Raw genomic sequence first — 17,098 nt, 5'->3', positions numbered from 1 at the left:
CGCCATCACCTCAACTTAATAAGGCTGTCTAAAAATAACCAATTGACAAAAAACAATAAAATTTGGGGGGTATCGCCTTTTTTCAAAAATAGCGGCGTTTTCTGAAGTTTTTTGAAAAAAAGCTCATCCAAAACGTCCTTCTGATTGCAGGATGTTTCCCAGGCTGACTTTTCAAACAGTCCCTGTATTCCATGAAGGCAGAACCACAGGCGCATCATGGGCACGATCAATGCTGTCGCATGGCCTGGATGGACAGGGCTGGAACCGTATCGGTTTGGCGCATATTGATGATGTAAGATATTATCGTCTGTAATAAAATTGATATGGATTGTTTTTGAGGCAAACGGCGCATGATCCATGTGCGCCGCAAATCGTTTCATGGCTTTCCGGGGGGCTGCGGAAAGGCTCATGCTGTCCCATTGGCGGCGGTATCTATATGTTCCCAACCGGTCCGCCATCGGCCTGCTGCGGCGGTCCCTGCGTTCTGGCAGGGGCTGTGGCCGCGTGTGTAGGATCATGTGGTGTCAGGGCACAAAAAAGGCCGGTGCATGAAGCAACCGGCCTTTCGGGTTATGGATGCGGTGAGGCGTGGCTGTTCAGTCAACCGTGCTCATGCGGGTTTCATCCACAAACTTTTCCGTATCATCATCCAGCTTGCGCGATTTGCGCCCGGCAGGACCATGAACATACAGCGTCTTGCGATCCACTTTCTGGTCGGTGCCTTCCGGCTTCAGCGGCATTTCATATTCCGGCTTCTGCGCGTGGTCAGCCATCTGCAGGTCGGGATTGAAGACGGAGTTGAACTTCCAGATCATGGTCAGGAAGTTGGTCTGTCCACGCAACGCAAGGCGCAGGGCAATGCCCAGCGTATCCTTGATCGCGCTCCAGCCCAGATGCTTGTTGTTCAGGATCTGCTGGGTCTTGACCAGTTCTTCATAGAACTCACGCAGCGGCAGCGTGGTGGGCATGACCGCGTGCTGGATGTCAAACAGGCGATAGTCACGCGTGGTCAGCTTGCGTGACTCGCTTTCCCAGATTTCCGTGCCAGGGTAGGGGGTGGTGACGGAAATGTTCACGATGTCCGGTATTTCCAGGCACCACTGGCGAATTACCTCGAAACGCTCGCGGTCCCATGACGGGTCGGCGATCAGGTTGATGGCGACGATCAGGTCCAGCGAACGGGCATAGTCCAGTGCTTCGAAGTTGCGGTCCATCGATACGCGCTTGCGGAATCGCTTCAGTCCTTCCGCATCGACCGCTTCCAGCCCCAGGAAGATGTAGCTCAGGCCGATTTCCTTCCAGACCGCGAACACTTCCTTGTTGCGCATAAGCACGTCGGCACGGGTCTCGAGGTAGTATTCCTTCTGGATATTGCGGCGCTTGATCTCATCGGCGATGGCAAGGCCATGCTCGGCATGGACGAAGGCCACGTCATCGACGATGAAAATGCCGGGTTCCTTGATTTCCTGCAGTTCCTCGCCAATTACCTTGGCGCTGGCGGTGCGGTAGGACCGGCCATAGAAGGTCCATGCACTACAGAACGTGCAGTCCCACGGACAGCCACGGGCGAATTCGATCGACGCTGCCGGGTCCAGCGTGCCGATGAAGTACTTGCGGCGGTGGCGCAGCAGGTCACGTGCGGGGCGGACTTCATCAAGGGATTCGATGAAGATCGGCGGCGGGCCGTCGCCTTCCATGGTGACGACACCTGGCACGGTCAGCAGGTCCTTGCCCTGTTCCCAGGCTTCCAGCAGCAGGCCGACGGTTGCGTCGCCCTCCCCCTTCAGCACGCAGTTGATGGCCCCGTCAGACAGTGCCAGCACGTCACGCGCGATGAACGAGATCGAGTGCCCGCCAATGAACAGGAACACGTTGGGCAGGCGCTTGCGCGTTTCCTTGCACAGGTCAATGATCTCGGGGACATTGGCCAGGTAGTTGCCGGAAAAGCAGATGGCGTGGGGGCGGAATCGCTCGATGCGTTCCCAGTAATCGGGATGCTTCTCGACCTGCAGGTCGATGATTTCCACATCATGTCCCTTGTTGCGCGCAGCACCGGCAACCAGTTCAAGCCCCAGCGGTTCAAGACGCAGGAAGACCTTCGTGTACATGAGCGAGCTTGGATGAACGGCCAGTAATCTCATTCTTTTACCTCAGGGCATCGATGGGGACGGTGTCACAGCACGGCAGTGCATACGCAATCCGGTAACAAATTTACAGCCGGACCAACGCTGTATTTGTATTTTTTATATATCAGACACGATTTAGAAAAAATAAGAATAATGACAGAGGGTGGCAATATAAGTGTGATCTGTCATCCAATTCACGGTAATATCACCTATGCATGCAGTTAATGCCTGCGTACCCTTTGCTGTATTTCATGGGCTGGTATGTTTTTCTTTCATGCTCGGCTTCAGGGGTAGGGGACCTATGCGCTGCGAACGCAGCAGCGCGCCGGTGGCCTTCATGTCCCCTATCGCAGGGGGCACTTTCGTGGCAGTGTCGGCTCCGCTTAAGCGACGGGGTCGAAATGAAGCTGAAAATCGTGGAAAAAATGTCCGCCCGCCTCGGGCTTCTGGCATGCGGGCTGGTTATGGTAGGCGGCTGTACCGCTGAAATCGGGCGCAAGCCCTTCGAAAGCGATGTGAAGTGCCTGCGCGAACAGATGGGCACCACCATGCAGCTCAGTTTTCCCATCGCGGCGAATACCTGCCAGCGGATGAGCGACCATAACTTCGTCTTCAGCAGGAATCACAAGCACGCCGAGCCGCTGCCGCTGAAGCTGCGTGGCGCACCTGACCTGCAGAAGATGGCGGACGAATATGGTTACAGCTATACAAAATAACGTGTCGGGGCCTGTGCCCCGGTCCGCTCAGTTTTCCAGTTCGGTATCCCAGTACAGATAGTCGCGCCAGCTTTCATGCAGGTAGTTGGGTGGAAAGGCGCGGCCGTTTTCCTGCAGCCTGCGGCTGGTGGGGCGTGCGGGCGTGCGGTCGGGATACATGCGGATCTGGTGCGGCATGTATGATCCCTTTATCAGGTTGCACGGGCTGCATGCGGTCACAACATTTTCCCAGCTTGTCCGTCCGCCCTTGCTGCGTGGGATGACGTGGTCGAACGTCAGTTCCTGTGTCGGGAAGCGGGTGTTGCAGTACTGGCAGGAAAAATTATCCCGCAAAAAGACGTTGAAGCGGGTGAAGGCGGGCTTGCGGGCGGAAGGGATATAGTCCTTCAGCGCGATGACGCTGGGCAGGCGCAGGCTGTGGGTGGGGGAGCGTACGACGGTGTCATATTCGCTCAGCACCGATACGCGGTCCAGCCAGACGGCGCGGATGGCGTCCTGCCATGACCACAGGGAAAGCGGGAAGTAGGAAAGCGGCCTGAAATCTGCATTCAGGACCAGGGCAGGCAGGTATTGACTGTCACAGGGCACGGACGCATTCCTTTCCGAATGCCGCGCACAATGCTCAGGCGTATTCTGTAGCGAAGCGAACGCCTGTGGTTGTGCGTCGTCGTCAGATAACTGTAGGAATCTATTGCAGACCCCGCATGGCGTGGCAAGTCGCGCGCGTGGGGCCGTTGGGTGCCCTTCATGCATAGAGGAAAGCAGGAAAGTCGCGGATTTTTCCGCTATCTTGCTGTTTTGGTTCGATAATGGCAGTCACGACCCGTTTTGCCCCCAGCCCTACGGGGCACCTGCACCTTGGTCATGTCGCGTCGGCCCTGCATGGCTGGCGCAGGGCTGTGGAGTCGGGTGGCACCTTCCTTCTGCGGGTGGAAGACATCGACACTGTCCGCTGTCGCCCCGAATTCATCACTGACCTGTACGAGGACCTCGGCTGGCTTGGGCTGTCATGGCCACAGCCGGTGCGCAGGCAGTCGCAGCATATGCCGGACTACCGCCGCGTTCTGGACGCCTTGGGCGCACGTGGCCTGCTGTATCCGTGCTTCTGCACCCGGCGTGACATTGCCGAGGCCGCAGGCGCCCCCCACCACGCCCCCGATGGTAACCAGGTCTATCCCGGCACGTGCCGCCACATGGATCCCATGCAGCGGGCGGACTGGCTTGCTGCGGGGGTGCCCCATGCGCTGCGGCTGGATATGGCGGCGGCCATGCTGCTGTCCGGTGCGCGGGACCTGACATGGCATGAACTGGGTCACGGGGATTACCCGTGCCAGCCGCAGCGTTTTGGTGATGTAGTGCTGGCGCGCAAGGACGTGCCCGCGTCCTACCACCTGTGTGTCACGCATGATGATGCATTGCAGGGCGTGACCCTTGTGACGCGGGGGGAAGACCTTATGGCCGCCACCGCGCTGCACCGCCTGCTGCAGCATGTCATGGGCTGGCCCGCGCCGTGTTACAGCCACCACAGGCTGTTATGTGATGACACGGGCAGGCGGCTGGCCAAGCGCGACGGCGCGGTGTCCATCCGGGCCATGCGCGCGGCGGGCATGACGCCACAACAGGTATGCGCCGCAGCAGTGCAGCCCGATCACATATCTGCTGTTTCCACCGCTGCGTGTTCGCACTAGGCTACGCGCCCGTTGCCCGGCAGCGTGCCGGCCTGTCTTTAATTCACTGTTGATGGATCTTGATATCATGGATCTTACCGCCGCCCGGCTGGACCGGATCAGCCCCAGCCAGACGATCGCCATCTCAACCAAGGCGCGTGCGCTCAAGGCGGCGGGAAAGGACATTATCAGCCTTTCCGCCGGTGAGCCGGATTTCGATACCCCGGACACGATCAAGAAGGCGGCCATGCAGGCCATCGCGGCGGGTGAGACCAAATATACCGATGTCGCGGGCACGCCCGCCCTGCGCCGGGCCATTGCCGAGCGGTTCCGCGCCGATAGCGGTCTGGACTATACGTGGGATGAGGTGATCGTCTCCAACGGCGGCAAGCAGATCATCTATAACGCCATGGTGGCGACCATAAATCCGGGGGATGAGGCGATCATTCCCGCGCCGTGCTGGGTGTCGTATCCCGATATCGTCTCGCTGGCCGAAGGCACGCCGGTCATCGTGCCGTGCAGTGCGGAAAACGGCTTCAAGCTGCAGCCTGCCGATCTGGAAGCCGCGATCACCCCGCGCACGCGCTGGCTGCTGCTCAACTCTCCCAACAACCCGACGGGGGCCGCCTATTCCGCCGCGGAAATGCGTGGCCTGTGTGACGTGCTGCTGCGTCATCCCGATGTGTGGATACTGACGGACGACATCTACAACAAGCTGGTGTATGATGGCTTCCACGCGCCGACGGTGGTGGAGGTGGAACCCCGGCTTCGTGACCGTACGGTGACCATGAACGGCGTGTCGAAAGCCTATGCCATGACCGGCTGGCGCATCGGCTATTCCGCAGCCCCCGTGCAGATGACGCGCGCAATGAACAAGCTGCAGAGCCAGTCCACATCCGGCCCCTGTTCGATCAGTCAGGCGGCGGCGGTGGAAGCCCTGACCGGGCCGCAGGATTTCATCGGCACCATGGTCAGCACCTATCAGGCGCGGCGTGACCTTGTGGTGGGCATGCTGAACGAGACCCGCGGCCTGCACTGCCCGGTGCCGGAAGGGGCGTTCTATGTCTTTCCGTCACTGGTCGGCTGTCTTGGCAAGACCAGCGCGGGGGGCACGCTGATTGACACGGATGAGGCCTTTGTCACCGCATTGCTGGATGAGGAAGGTGTAGCCGCCGTGCATGGCAGCGCGTTCATGTTCGCCGGGCATTTCCGCATTTCCTACGCCACCGACACCGACAGCCTGAAGGAAGCCTGCCTGCGCATCCAGCGTTTCTGCGCCGGACTGCGTTAAGGGTGATGGACATGGATGCGGACCGGACCCATCCGCTGTTTGCACAGCGGATGGATCGCCTGACGGTACCAGCCACCATCGCCATGGCCCAGCGTGCACGCAACCTGCGTGCGAAGGGGGAGAAGGTACTGTCCCTTGCATTGGGGGAACCTGATTTCGCCACCCCCGCTGCCGTGATCGAGGCCGCACACCGCGCGGCACTGGACGGGCAGACAAAATATCCGCCCGTGGATGGCACGCCCGCGCTGAAGGCAGCCATTGCACGCAAATTCGCGCGTGAAAACGGGCTGGACTACGCGCCGGCCGAAATCATGGTGTCCAATGGCGGCAAGCAGGTCATTTTCAATGCATTCATGGCGACGGTACAGCCGGGGGATGAAGTGGTCATTCCCCGACCGTACTGGGTCAGTTACCCGCTGATCGTGCAGATGTTCGGTGGCACGCCGGTCTATGCCGACTGTCACGAGGCCGATGGTTTCCGCCTGACCGCACGGGCGCTGGAAGCGGCCATTACCTCACGCACCAAATGGCTTGTCCTCAACTTTCCCAACAACCCGACCGGCGGGACAATGGGACAGGCTGATCTGGAGGCCGTGGCCGAAGTCCTGCGCCGTCATCCCCACGTCCATGTCCTGTCGGACGAGATTTATGAACACCTGCTGTATGACGGGCTGCGGCATCATTCCCTCGCTGCCGTGGCACCTGACCTCAAGGACCGTATCCTGACGTTGAATGGCGTGTCCAAGGCCTATGCCATGACCGGCTGGCGCGTGGGGTACGTGGGTGGTCCCATACCCCTGATCCGCGCCATGACGGCCATACAGGGCAGCGCCACATCGGGCATCTGTTCCATAAGCCAGGCGGCAGCAGTGGCGGCACTTGATGGCCCGGCGGATATTATCGCGCAGATGTGCGCGGTTTATGCAGGCAGGCGGGAAATGGTGGTGTCCACATTGCGCGCCATACCGGGGCTGACCTGCGCCATGCCGCATGGGGCCTTCTATGCCTATCCCGGCATTGCGGGGTGCATGGGGCGTGTTTCGGCTGGTGGCCACAGGCTGGAAACGGATCAGGATTTCGCTATCGCCCTGCTGACGGAACAGCACGTGGCGGTAGTACACGGATCGGCCTTCGGGCACGGGCCTTACCTGCGCCTGTCATATGCCACCAGTGACGATATCCTGAAGGAAAGCTGTGCGCGGATCGCGCGGTTTGTGGACGGGCTGAACTGACGCCCGTCGTCCGGGATCAGTCCGGATCGGGTGAGGGGGGGCAGAGCATGAAAACCCCCTCCGTCACGATGGCGGGCAGCAGCGGCATGGCCAGTGGCAGCCCCGACAGGCCAATCGCCCCGGCCGATGCAACACAGGCCCCCATGTAACCCGTGCGGCCACCCAGCCGTTCGGCAATGACAAACAGGAAAACAGCGACCAGTTCCAGTATGGCGGCCCCACCCAGCCGCAGCGGGTGGGCCTGTGTCTGCATGCCCATATCCGACAGCAGGCGCAACAGGGCGGGGGACTGTCCCCCTTCGCCCCCCAGCCCGAACATGAACGAAAAGGGCAGGATCAGCACGCCCAGGATATCGCGCAGCAGGTTGACCAGCCCGCTGACCAGCGGCAGCAGGACCAGTATGGCCAGACTGGCGGAAGTACATGTCGCGACAATGACAAGTCCAACCTGACGTTGTCGCGCCGCCGGATTATGACGCGGGGCTTCCGGGGTCATGTAGTGCGCCGCCAGTGCCTAGCGCAGCCACCACTTGACGGGTTCGGGTTCATCCGCCGGTGTTTCGTCCTGCGGGTCGGTGGCCCGTGTTGGTGTGGGACGGGATTCTACTGTGCGCTGCCTTGATTTCAGGCGCGTCAGTTCTTCACGCAACTGGCTGTTTTCTTCGCGGGCATTGAACAGGTCCGCACGCACGGCCAGTAATTCCGTATCCCGCGCCGCCAGTTTGCCCTTGTGTTCTGCCGCAATGACATCGGCATGGCCAATGCGTGTGGTCAGGGAACGGATCTGTGCCTGTGCTTCCGACAGGCGCAGTTCGGCCTGTTCGCGCAGTTTCTGTTCGAACTGTACCTTGTGGCGCAGCTGTTCGATTTCGCCACGGTCTTCCTGCTGTGCATGAATGGCGCGCGGGGTGGCGCGGCCCGTGGCGAGCGAATGATGTTCGACCCGGACATCGCCATCCTGCACGAATTTACGTCGGCGCTGCGTGGGGTCGGCCTGACGGGCCGGACGGGCCTTGGGTGCTGGTGTCTTTGCGGCGCCTGCGCCACGGGGCGCGGGCTTGCCCTTGCCCAGTCGTTCAAGCGCCTGCCGGAATGCGGATTCATTTACTTCTTCCCGATGGGTGTTCTGGTCTTCTTCTTTCGGGAAGGAAAGAAAATCATTGTATGATGACACAGCGGAACTCTCGATAATTCAATGCACCATGAACGGTGTGGCTGAAATGATATTTAGGAATCTATTCCTACAACCAGTATACCAATGGTGCCTGTTTTTAGGTGATTGATTGAGTATATAATTCTTTTCCGCCAACTTGTGCAAGGGCATAAGGAACAATATAACACGATAACATATTATTTATTATTTATGACTGTTTTTGAAGTAAAATACTATTCGCTCAGTATAATAAATAATGATGGATAAATATAATTCCGCATATATTTTTAGAAGTCATTTAAATTATGTATAAAAATAACACCTTATATTCTGCCAGTATGTGCCCCTTCACAGCCTGCTCGCTTGCGTTCGGGTGGCCGGTTGGTCCAGATAAGGTCTGGTATGGGTTTTCCTGATAATATCCGACAGGACGCGGAATGTGTAACATCGACCAGCAGACGGTTTCGGTTTCCCTCTCACGCAGGCTCCGGCAGGGCAAGCAGCCACGCGTGCTGATCGTCATGGGGGTCTCGGGCTGCGGCAAGAGTACCGTGGCCCATCTTATGGCCGAACGTCTGGGCTGGCCCGTGATCGAGGGCGATGACCTGCATACCGCGCATAATATCGCCAAGATGAGCAGTGGTATCCCCCTGACGGACGAGGACCGTGCCCCATGGCTGGAGCGCATCGCGCAGCAGGTCCGTGAATGGGGGGCTGCGGGCCAGTGCGGGATCGTGACCTGTTCCTCGCTGAAGCGGAAATACCGCGAGCATATTGGCGGTGGCAGTCAAGATGTCTGTTTCGTCTACCTCAAGGGCAGCAGGGACGATATAGCCCCGCGTCTGGGGCAGCGGATGGGGCATTTCATGCCGGCCGCAATGCTGGACAGCCAGTTTGCCACGCTGGAGGAACCTGACATGGATGATGAGGTCGTCATGGCGCTGGATGTCAATGCGCCACAGGACCATCTGGCGGAACAGGCCTGTGCGCATCTGTCCGGCCTGCCAGCGTAATGCAGGCAGCCCGGCCGTTCAGGTCGGGTCGGGGGGCGGGGAGGCTGGCACCCATGTCAGGTCGGTCATCCCATTGTCATTAAGGTGGCGCCCCAGCACGAACAGATAATCCGACAGGCGGTTCATGCAGGCGGGGATATCGGTGCCGATATCATCCTGTTGCGCCAGTGTTGCCAGCCGCCGTTCCGCCCTGCGCACCACGGTGCGTGCCAGATGGGCGTGGGCGGCGGCTGACGTGCCACCGGGCAGGATGAAGCTGCGTAGCGGCGCAATGTCAGCGCGCAGGCGTTCGACCTCGTTTTCCATGGCCTGAAGGGCGGCAGCCGCATGGGGAAGCGGGCGGGGCGGGCTGACCGGCATGCAGACCGCGCCGCCGATATCGAACAGCAGCCCCTGTATCCATGCAATGAAGGTTGCGTTGCGACCAGCGGGCAGGGTGCCGCGCAGCAGGCCGATGATGGCATTGGCTTCATCCAGCGCGCCAAGGGCCTCGATCCGTGCCGAATTCTTGGGGACCCGTTCCCCATTACCCAGCGAGGTCTGCCCCCTGTCCCCGCCGCGCGTCACGATCCGGTCGATGCGAATGGTCATGAATGCTCCCGCCTGTACATCCGGTATCCTGATCTGGTGGTCATTGTTACCGGGAGGGTTTGCTGGCTCCCAGCTTCATGGCTTCGTTCAGGTGGGCCTGCAGCGTATCAGCCGTGGCGGAAGCGTAGGCTTTCAGGTCCGGGTCACTGGCTGATTCCGCTTCGTTCTGGAACATGGCCAGCGCATCGCTTGCCGCCTGGGCCTGCAGGTCAAGATAGGTGCGGTCGAATTTGGTTCCGTTCTGGGTCTTCAGGTCATCCGCGACCTCTGTTTCGTCCGAACTCATGTCCTGGTGCAGTTCCAGTCCGTGCTTCAGCGTCATGGTGGACAGGGTCTTCTGGTTCGCTGTGTGCATTTTTAGTGATTTTTCGGCGAATTCCTGCACCTTCGGGCGTTTGGCCTGTGTCGTGGCCATTTTTGAAATGGTCATTTCAAATGTATTCAGCGCGGAAACGTTTTCGGCAAAGGTGGAATCTGATTCCGTCAGCGGCGGCAGCGTCGGTTCCGCCGCACCTGCCGCCGCTGGGGCGGGCGCTGGCGCAGGGCGGGCCATGACAACGGCAGGAAGAAGGCTGACGGACGCAAAAAGGAACCAGACTGCGTAACGTTTCATATTGTCATCTTCCTAACGTGTGAAATCCAGGCGGCTTTACTGAATGTCACCCTGTTTTATCAGCTTTGGTGGGCCATACAAAGCGGCCATGCGGTATGGGAAGGGTATTGTATCGTTGGCTCCGGGCAGGGTGTGGGTAATAAACAGGGCTGTGCGTTTGTGGTTGTGGCAATAAAATTTAAGAAAATCCATAATGATGAACAATAAATTATGATTATTCATTCATAATAATAAAAAATATTGTAAATTATATGTATTGTATATCTGATATATGGATATACTTTCATACTAATTTATGAATTTTCGGAAATTTTATAGGTATGTTAAGCCTGATATGAAGTATTTTCGTTTTCTGCGGTAACGGATTCAGGTTCGTCTTAATGTTGGGAACTGACTTTGCCGGTAGGGACCCGTCGCATGCATGAATGGAATTTCATGATACCGACATCTGGCACGACAGCTTCCCGTCGGCGTGACCTATACGATTGACCCATGCGCGGAGTAGGGTGTGCCCGCCCGCGCCCGATGCGGGTTGTCACCCTGTTTTGCGGATAGACCGAATGCCTACTGTTGTCAGGTTCCTCTTGTGTTTTGCGGCGCTGGCCGCGTTTTCCAGTGTCATGGGGGGCGCACTGACCGCTCATCTGCCTGACCGTTTCTTTGCCGAAGGGGGACGGGACATGGCCCGTCAGGCCATACAGATGCAGATGTGGCACGCGCTGGCCATTATCGGCATTTCGGTCCTGATGATCCAGCAGGGATGCAGGGTGCTGGTTTCCGTTTCCGGCTGCATGATGGCGGTGGGAACCGTACTGTTCAGCGTGGGGGTTGCGCTGACGGCGTTCTGGGGCATTCATCCCGGCCCGGTCGCGCCCACGGGGGGCAGCATGCTCATGCTGGCATGGCTGCTTCTGGCCGTCGGGGTCATGCGCTCATGACCGCAACGGATATCACGCAGCCGTCGTGGACAGTGCGCAGCGCCTATCTGGCGCCACCGGGGTTTGAATCCATCATGGAGCAGGAACTGGCCCGCCGGGGGGCGGGTGACCTGTGCTGGCATGGGCGGCTGGCACTGTCCGCCAGGCCGCCGGTGGTCTGCCTGTGGGCGCTGGATATATGGGATGCGCCGGAAGAACATGCGGTCCCGTCCATCAAGGGGGCAGCGCGGATCATGCGTGCGATCCAGCGCAACTGGGCCGGATATGTGCCGACCCTGCACCGGCGCAGTGCGCTGGTGACTGACGCGCTGCCGCCGCTGCGGCCAAAACCGTTTACCTTTCCCGCAGTCGGGCCGGATGCGCATCTGGGGGCATGGACGCTGCTTTCGGCTGACCGGCTGCTGCTGTCGCGCACCAAGTCCTCGCCTTTCGTGAATGGTGAGGTCCCGTTTGTCGAAAACCGCACCGACCCGCCCTCGCGTGCCTATCTCAAGTTGTGGGAAGCATTGCTGCGTCTGGGGCAGTGGCCTGTGGCGGGGGAAAGCTGTATTGACCTTGGGGCCTGTCCCGGCGGGTGGACATGGGTTGCGGCCAGTTGCGGGGCGCATGTCACTGCGATTGACCGTTCACCCCTTGCCGAAAACGTGGCGGGGCTGCCCAACGTGACGTGCCGGTATGAAAGCGCATTCGGGCTGGACCCGGAAAGCTGTGATCCCGTGGACTGGCTGTTTTCCGATATAATCGCCTATCCCACCCGCCTGCTGGCACTGGCGCGGCGGTGGATTGCGTCGGGCAGGGCCGCACGCATCGTCATGACCATCAAGTTTCAGGGTGAAACCGATCATGACACGGCGGATGCCTTTGCCGCCATTCCCGGTGGCCGCGTGCTGCACCTGTGGCATAACAAGCATGAACTGACCTTTTTCTGGCAGCGCGACCCGTCATGATGACGCGCGGCGGCGGCTGATCAGCCTGTCCGCCACTTCCACCACCCCGATCGCCAGCAGGCAGCATATCAGGGCGACAGCCATTACGATCAGCCGTTCCTGCTCGGTCGCATCATTTGCCCCGGCCAGACGGTACAGGGCCAGCCACATGCCGGTCCCGGCCACGCGGTCGACCATGCCCGCCACGGTGGCGCTGAAACGCAGGCTGAGCATGAACAGCCCCGTCAGCACAAGTACCGCCAGTGTCTTGCACACGGTCCGGGTAATGGTGGGCATGGGGGGAGGGTTGGGAGACATGGTTTCCCCTTGGTGATGTCAGACGGTATGGGGCGCGTCAGGCGTTCAGGATATCACGCGCCGTGCGGACTGCATCGGCCAGCGTGCCCGGCTGGAAGGGTGACTTCAGTCCTGCTGAACGGACCAGCCGGGTAAAGGGTTGCGCCCCACCCTGCGCGCATAGCGCGACATAGGCCTGCAACGCGCCATCCATGTCCGTGCGGCTGCGGATCCAGAACTGCATCGCGCAGCACAGCGCCAGCGCGTAATCAATGTAATAGAAAGGCGAGCGGTAGATATGCCCCTGCGCCTGCCACCGTCCCCCCATGGCCGGGTGCGACAGCCCGCCATAGTTGCGCCATGGCAGGTAGTGCTGTTCCAGCCGCTTCCATGTGGCGTGACGTTGTGCTGGCGTCATGTCCGGGCTGGCATAGATCTCGGTCTGGAAGTGATCGACACATACCCCATAAGGCAGGAACGACAGGGAGGAAATCAGGTGCATCCGCCGGAAGCGATCGCCCTGTCCTGCCTCCACCATCAGGTCGATATGCGGCCATGTCAGGAATTCCAGCGCCATGGAATTGATTTCGGCCCCGTCCATGGTCGGCCACAGCAGGTCAACGGCGGGCAGGCTGCGGCTTTTCCAGTTCTGGTAGGCATGGCCCATTTCATGGGTAAACACGTTGATATCGTGCTGCGTGCCGTTGAAATTGGCGAATATGAACGGCATGCCCACCGTGGGGAAGGACGTGCAGAACCCGCCCCCGGCCTTGCCCGGCCGGTTGATCAGGTCCAGATAGCCACCATCGCGCATCTGTCCGAAAAACGGCCCCAGGTCACCGCCCATGCGGTTGAACATGGTCTGCGCGCGGGTCAGTAGCACATCATGGTCGCCTGCCGGGCGGGGATTGCCCTTCGGGTCGATCAGCGGTTCGTCCCATGAATACAGGACGTCCCATCCCATGGTTTCGCACCGCTGGCGCAGGATGTCATGGACCAGTGGTACGACATGTTCATGCACATCATCGCGAAAGCGCGCGACATCCGCGGGTCCGTAATCCACCCGGCGCATGCGGCGGTACGCCAGCGGAATGTAGCTGTCATATCCCAACGTTTCAGCCATGCCGTGGCGCAGGTGGACCATCTGGTCAAACAGGGTATCGAGCCGCGTGGCGTTCCGTTCAAAAAACGCCCACCTGGCCCGTTCCGCTTCGCGGCGCATGGCGCGGTCCGTGCTTTCGGCATAGGGGGCAAGGCCGGACAGGTTGACATGGGTGCCGTCAATTTCTACGCGCGCACTGGCCAGAAGGGCGGTGTATTCGCCGCTCAGCCGGGCTTCCTCCTCCAGCGCATCGGCAATGAGGGGGTCGAAGGTGGTAATGTCGGTCCGCCACAGTTCCAGCGTATGGGGGGTAACCACGTGGGCCACCGCCGCGGGGTCGGGATATTCCAGCAGCCTGCGCTTCAGCGCGACTTCATGCGCGGTGACATGTGGCGTCAGGGCGTCGGCATAATCACGGTCGGCACGGGCTTCGGGGCTGGTGGTGTCCTGTGCGAAGCGCAGGTCGACCAGCGCGGACCAGCTTTCATAATCGCGACGGATCGTATCAAACAGGCGGGCGGCGTCCGCCACGTTGCCCTGGTCCAGCAGGGTCGAGACCTGGCCAAAACGCAGCCCGAGCGCGTCGCGTGTGGGGCGTGGGAAATCAAGGCTGTCAAAATGGCACAACATGCGGGGCAGGGTGCCATGGAAACCTGGCCTGCGTCCATGCCCATGCGGGATTATCTGACGTGCTTACCGATGGTCCTGTCGCAGTTGCCTCATGCAGAACCACGCGCACAGTCCACAGAACGCACCAAGTCCCGTCAGGCTGGTGACTGTTGTATACAGGCCGGGGGGCAGCAGCGAAAGCGGGCTGTCGCGCCCGCTCAGCGCGGACAGGCTGGCCAGCACCACCCCCGTCAGGCTTTCCCCTACAATCAGGCCCGATGCGATCATGGTGCCCTGATGGCTGCCCGCACCCGCGTTCAGGCGGGTGATGACATGACCCAGGATCGCACCAATGGCCAGGGTGACGGAAACGCTCATGGGCAGGTAGATGCCAACGCCTACCGCCAGCGGGGGCAGCGCGCCCCGTCCCTTACGGCGAAGGGCTGCGTCAATCCCGATCAGCACGCAGCCCGTCCCCACGCCCAGCAGCAGCATGTTCCAGTCAAGCTGGTGCAGGAAAATGCCGGATGTAATCAGCAGAAGCAGGGCGGGTTGCGGGGCAGCCAGTGCGTGGCCTGCATCCATGCCCGCGCGTGGCATCGCGCCCACGAAACCATAGGTCTGGTACAGCACGTTCAGCACCGGCGGGATGATGATCGCGCCGGTAATGCAGCCGACCAGCAGGACGGCTTCCTGCTTCCATGGCGTCGCCCCCACCATTCTGCCGGTTTTCAGGTCCTGCAGGTTATCGTTGGCGATTGCGGCCGATGCGGTGATGGCGGTCAGGGCATACAGGCAGAAGCCAATTGCGAAATGCTGTCCTTCCATGCCTGCGAACAGCCCCAGCGCGCGCAGCAGCACGAATACGCAGGACAGACACATCGCGGCAAGGATGATGACGCCGGAAATGGGGGATGATGAAGATCCCACCAGCCCTGCCATGTACCCGCACGCCGCCGCCACGAACAGTCCGACACCCACGCAGCACGCAAGCCCCGCAAGGGTTGCCGCCAGTGCTGGCAGGGTGGCCACATAAGTACGGGCGAATATGAAAAACAGCCCTCCGATCACCATCAGCACGATACCGGCAACGGTGCGCATGGTGTGTGGCGACAGGTCGGTTTCGGTGCGGCTGGCGCAGGAGGCGCCCTGCGTGCGTTCCAGCAGGGCGCGCACGCTGGCCAGAAGCGGGCGGCCCATGCGCAGTACCGTCCATATCGCGGCGATCCCGATCAGCCCCACGCCGATGAAGCGTGCCTTGTCCTTCCACAGGCCAGTGGCGAACGTGCTGGCGGGCAGGCCCGCAGGGTTGGGCTGTACATGCGCCATGACGGGCACGATGATGTCCCATGTCAGCATCGCCCCCATCAGCATCGCGATGCCCCCTTCCAGCCCGACCAGGTAGCCCGCCCCCAGCAGTGCCGGTGAAAACCCCAGCGACAGCCGGAAGGCCGAGACCCCCCATACGGCGGTCGCCGTCATGCCGTCACCCAGCACGCGCAGGCCGGCGGTGGCGAATGTCAGGATCGCTGCCAGCACGCTGCCGTGCATCAGGGCGCGGATGCCGCCCCGGTCCTCGCGTGCCGCACCGGCGCGCAGGATCTCGGCTGCCGCTACTCCTTCGGGAAAGGGCAGGACCGGGTCCACCAGCATGACGCGGCGCAGCGGGATGGTGAACAGCACCCCGGTCATGCCGCCCGCCGCCGTCAGCAGTGCCGTCAGCATAAAGGGAAAATGCTGCCATACCCCGGCCATGATCAGGGCAGGCAGGCTGGCGAACACGCAGGACAGCGTGCCGGCGGCGGAAGCCTGTGTCTGGACCAGATTGTTTTCAAGGATCGTGCCCCCGCCCAGAAGCCGCAGCACCGCCATGGAAATGACGGCGGCGGGGATGGAGGTCGCGACGGTCAGCCCGACCCGCAGCCCCAGATAGACATTAGACGCGGTAAAAACGATGGTGATCAGCGCACCGATCACGATGCCGCGCCATGTCAGTTCGGATGGCTGGGAATGGTTGGCCAAGGCGGCCCCTTACATCTTGTGGAAGGTCGGCATGACAAGATGCGCGCGGTTGAAGTCAAGCTGCGCCTTGGTCAGCTGGAAGCCGATTTCGATATGATACTGGTCGCTGTGAATATGGCGCGACACCGGCAGGGTTATGGGAATGTTGCGCGTATGGGTCAGGTCCTGCATGCGCCCGTCATCAAACGATACATGGGCGACGAATTCCTTTTTGCTCTTGATCTCGCCATTGAACACCACGGCAACAAAATACGGGATGTTGACGAAATTCACGTTCGACGCCGGGCCGCGTTCCACATGCAGCCCGATTTTCATGTTGGTCATGACGGTACGTTTCTGTCCCGCCTCGCACGATCCGACCACGCGGGTCAGGCTGGCGCGTGCGACAAGGTGGGTCACGTCATGGTCGTTGCCGGAGTACTGGTAGTAATCGGCGGCCTCGCCGGGGATTTCCACCACGGGACAGGCCGGGGCGAAATCGATCGAATCGGATTCGCTGGAACAGCCGGCCAGCAGGGACACGACCCCCAGCATGCAGATTGTCAGGGCATTTCGTGACAGGCGTGATGGCACAAGGGCAGGAATCATGCGGGTATTCCGGGTAGGTCAGGTGTGGACGGAGGCCCGCCCCGCGGGGGACGGCCGGGGTGCAGCGCAATGCCGGCAGGGCGACGGGGGAGGACAGACATGGCACAGTACGTTAGGATCAACGGGAAAATGGCTTGCGCCATTGCCGCGGTTTGCGTAGGGCCGGGACCATCGCACGGGAGACCGGCGCCGGAACTGTAGCAGATCGCGGCCC

General features: G+C 60.6%; 18 protein-coding genes. 7 read left to right on the top strand and 11 right to left on the bottom strand.

Annotated features, from left to right (window positions below; genetic code table 11):
- Positions 1 to 5: 5 nt before the first annotated feature.
- A complete protein-coding gene (locus ACE2AA_RS07585; protein ID WP_395371965.1) occupies positions 6 to 410 on the bottom strand; it encodes a hypothetical protein in 405 nt (134 codons plus the stop codon).
- Positions 411 to 596: 186 nt separating this feature from the next.
- Complete coding sequence (hpnR, locus tag ACE2AA_RS07580) at positions 597 to 2,141, bottom strand: hopanoid C-3 methylase HpnR (RefSeq protein ID WP_395371963.1); 1,545 nt, start codon at positions 2,139 to 2,141, stop codon at positions 597 to 599.
- Positions 2,142 to 2,527: 386 nt separating this feature from the next.
- Between hpnR and ACE2AA_RS07575 the strand changes: the two genes are divergently transcribed.
- Complete coding sequence (locus ACE2AA_RS07575; RefSeq protein WP_141260582.1) at positions 2,528 to 2,842, top strand: hypothetical protein; 315 nt, start codon at positions 2,528 to 2,530, stop codon at positions 2,840 to 2,842.
- A 27-nt stretch (positions 2,843 to 2,869) separates the two neighbouring features.
- Here the strand turns inward: ACE2AA_RS07575 and ACE2AA_RS07570 are convergent, their stop codons facing one another.
- A complete protein-coding gene (locus ACE2AA_RS07570) occupies positions 2,870 to 3,430 on the bottom strand; it encodes an HNH endonuclease (RefSeq protein WP_141260581.1) in 561 nt (186 codons plus the stop codon).
- A 221-nt stretch (positions 3,431 to 3,651) separates the two neighbouring features.
- On the opposite strand from ACE2AA_RS07570, the gene gluQRS reads away from it, so the two are divergent.
- The 3 genes from gluQRS to ACE2AA_RS07555 all read left to right on the top strand — a co-directional run bounded on the left by gluQRS (position 3,652) and on the right by ACE2AA_RS07555 (position 7,032).
- Complete coding sequence (gene gluQRS, locus ACE2AA_RS07565) at positions 3,652 to 4,530, top strand: tRNA glutamyl-Q(34) synthetase GluQRS (RefSeq protein WP_395371961.1); 879 nt, start codon at positions 3,652 to 3,654, stop codon at positions 4,528 to 4,530.
- 67 nt (positions 4,531 to 4,597) lie between these two features.
- Complete coding sequence (locus ACE2AA_RS07560) at positions 4,598 to 5,800, top strand: pyridoxal phosphate-dependent aminotransferase (protein WP_162851927.1); 1,203 nt, start codon at positions 4,598 to 4,600, stop codon at positions 5,798 to 5,800.
- A gap of 5 nt (positions 5,801 to 5,805) precedes the next feature.
- Positions 5,806 to 7,032, top strand: coding sequence for a pyridoxal phosphate-dependent aminotransferase (locus ACE2AA_RS07555; protein ID WP_395372156.1), 1,227 nt, complete (start codon positions 5,806 to 5,808; stop codon positions 7,030 to 7,032).
- Between the two features lie 16 nt (positions 7,033 to 7,048).
- Here ACE2AA_RS07555 and ACE2AA_RS07550 read toward each other — a convergent pair whose 3' ends face one another.
- Positions 7,049 to 7,528: a hypothetical protein gene (locus tag ACE2AA_RS07550; protein WP_141260578.1), complete on the bottom strand. Its 480-nt coding sequence runs from the start codon at positions 7,526 to 7,528 to the stop codon at positions 7,049 to 7,051.
- A gap of 18 nt (positions 7,529 to 7,546) precedes the next feature.
- Positions 7,547 to 8,206: a hypothetical protein gene (locus ACE2AA_RS07545; protein WP_141260577.1), complete on the bottom strand. Its 660-nt coding sequence runs from the start codon at positions 8,204 to 8,206 to the stop codon at positions 7,547 to 7,549.
- Positions 8,207 to 8,622: 416 nt separating this feature from the next.
- Between ACE2AA_RS07545 and ACE2AA_RS07540 the strand changes: the two genes are divergently transcribed.
- A complete protein-coding gene (locus ACE2AA_RS07540; protein ID WP_395371959.1) occupies positions 8,623 to 9,198 on the top strand; it encodes a gluconokinase in 576 nt (191 codons plus the stop codon).
- A gap of 18 nt (positions 9,199 to 9,216) precedes the next feature.
- Here ACE2AA_RS07540 and ACE2AA_RS07535 read toward each other — a convergent pair whose 3' ends face one another.
- Both ACE2AA_RS07535 and ACE2AA_RS07530 read right to left on the bottom strand, forming a co-directional pair.
- Positions 9,217 to 9,789: a cob(I)yrinic acid a,c-diamide adenosyltransferase gene (locus ACE2AA_RS07535; RefSeq protein ID WP_141260575.1), complete on the bottom strand. Its 573-nt coding sequence runs from the start codon at positions 9,787 to 9,789 to the stop codon at positions 9,217 to 9,219.
- 46 nt (positions 9,790 to 9,835) lie between these two features.
- Positions 9,836 to 10,402, bottom strand: a complete 567-nt coding sequence (locus ACE2AA_RS07530) for a DUF4142 domain-containing protein (protein ID WP_141260574.1) — start codon at positions 10,400 to 10,402, stop codon at positions 9,836 to 9,838.
- A gap of 560 nt (positions 10,403 to 10,962) precedes the next feature.
- On the opposite strand from ACE2AA_RS07530, the gene ACE2AA_RS07525 reads away from it, so the two are divergent.
- Together ACE2AA_RS07525 and ACE2AA_RS07520 are read left to right on the top strand one after the other, a co-directional pair.
- Positions 10,963 to 11,340, top strand: a complete 378-nt coding sequence (locus ACE2AA_RS07525) for a DUF423 domain-containing protein (protein WP_141260573.1) — start codon at positions 10,963 to 10,965, stop codon at positions 11,338 to 11,340.
- A complete protein-coding gene (locus ACE2AA_RS07520) occupies positions 11,337 to 12,287 on the top strand; it encodes an SAM-dependent methyltransferase (protein ID WP_395371957.1) in 951 nt (316 codons plus the stop codon). The genes ACE2AA_RS07525 and ACE2AA_RS07520 overlap by 4 nt, the downstream gene beginning before the upstream one ends.
- Here ACE2AA_RS07520 and ACE2AA_RS07515 read toward each other — a convergent pair.
- The 4 genes from ACE2AA_RS07515 to ACE2AA_RS07500 form a co-directional block, all read right to left on the bottom strand.
- The gene (locus tag ACE2AA_RS07515; protein WP_141260571.1) at positions 12,282 to 12,584 is read right to left on the bottom strand and encodes a hypothetical protein; all 303 of its coding nucleotides are present in this window, start codon (positions 12,582 to 12,584) and stop codon (positions 12,282 to 12,284) included. The genes ACE2AA_RS07520 and ACE2AA_RS07515 overlap by 6 nt on opposite strands.
- A gap of 37 nt (positions 12,585 to 12,621) precedes the next feature.
- Positions 12,622 to 14,295: a M3 family oligoendopeptidase gene (locus ACE2AA_RS07510; RefSeq protein WP_395371956.1), complete on the bottom strand. Its 1,674-nt coding sequence runs from the start codon at positions 14,293 to 14,295 to the stop codon at positions 12,622 to 12,624.
- Between the two features lie 63 nt (positions 14,296 to 14,358).
- A complete protein-coding gene (locus tag ACE2AA_RS07505; RefSeq protein WP_395371955.1) occupies positions 14,359 to 16,296 on the bottom strand; it encodes an OPT family oligopeptide transporter in 1,938 nt (645 codons plus the stop codon).
- Between the two features lie 9 nt (positions 16,297 to 16,305).
- Positions 16,306 to 16,884: a hypothetical protein gene (locus ACE2AA_RS07500; RefSeq protein ID WP_141260568.1), complete on the bottom strand. Its 579-nt coding sequence runs from the start codon at positions 16,882 to 16,884 to the stop codon at positions 16,306 to 16,308.
- Between the last annotated feature and the right edge of the window lie 214 nt (positions 16,885 to 17,098).

Origin of the sequence: Komagataeibacter diospyri, assembly GCF_043995075.1 — a bacterium.
In the GTDB taxonomy this organism is placed as follows: domain Bacteria; phylum Pseudomonadota; class Alphaproteobacteria; order Acetobacterales; family Acetobacteraceae; genus Komagataeibacter; species Komagataeibacter diospyri.
Note: the sequence above shows the minus strand (reverse complement) of the source record. Positions and strands in the feature narration are given on the sequence as shown.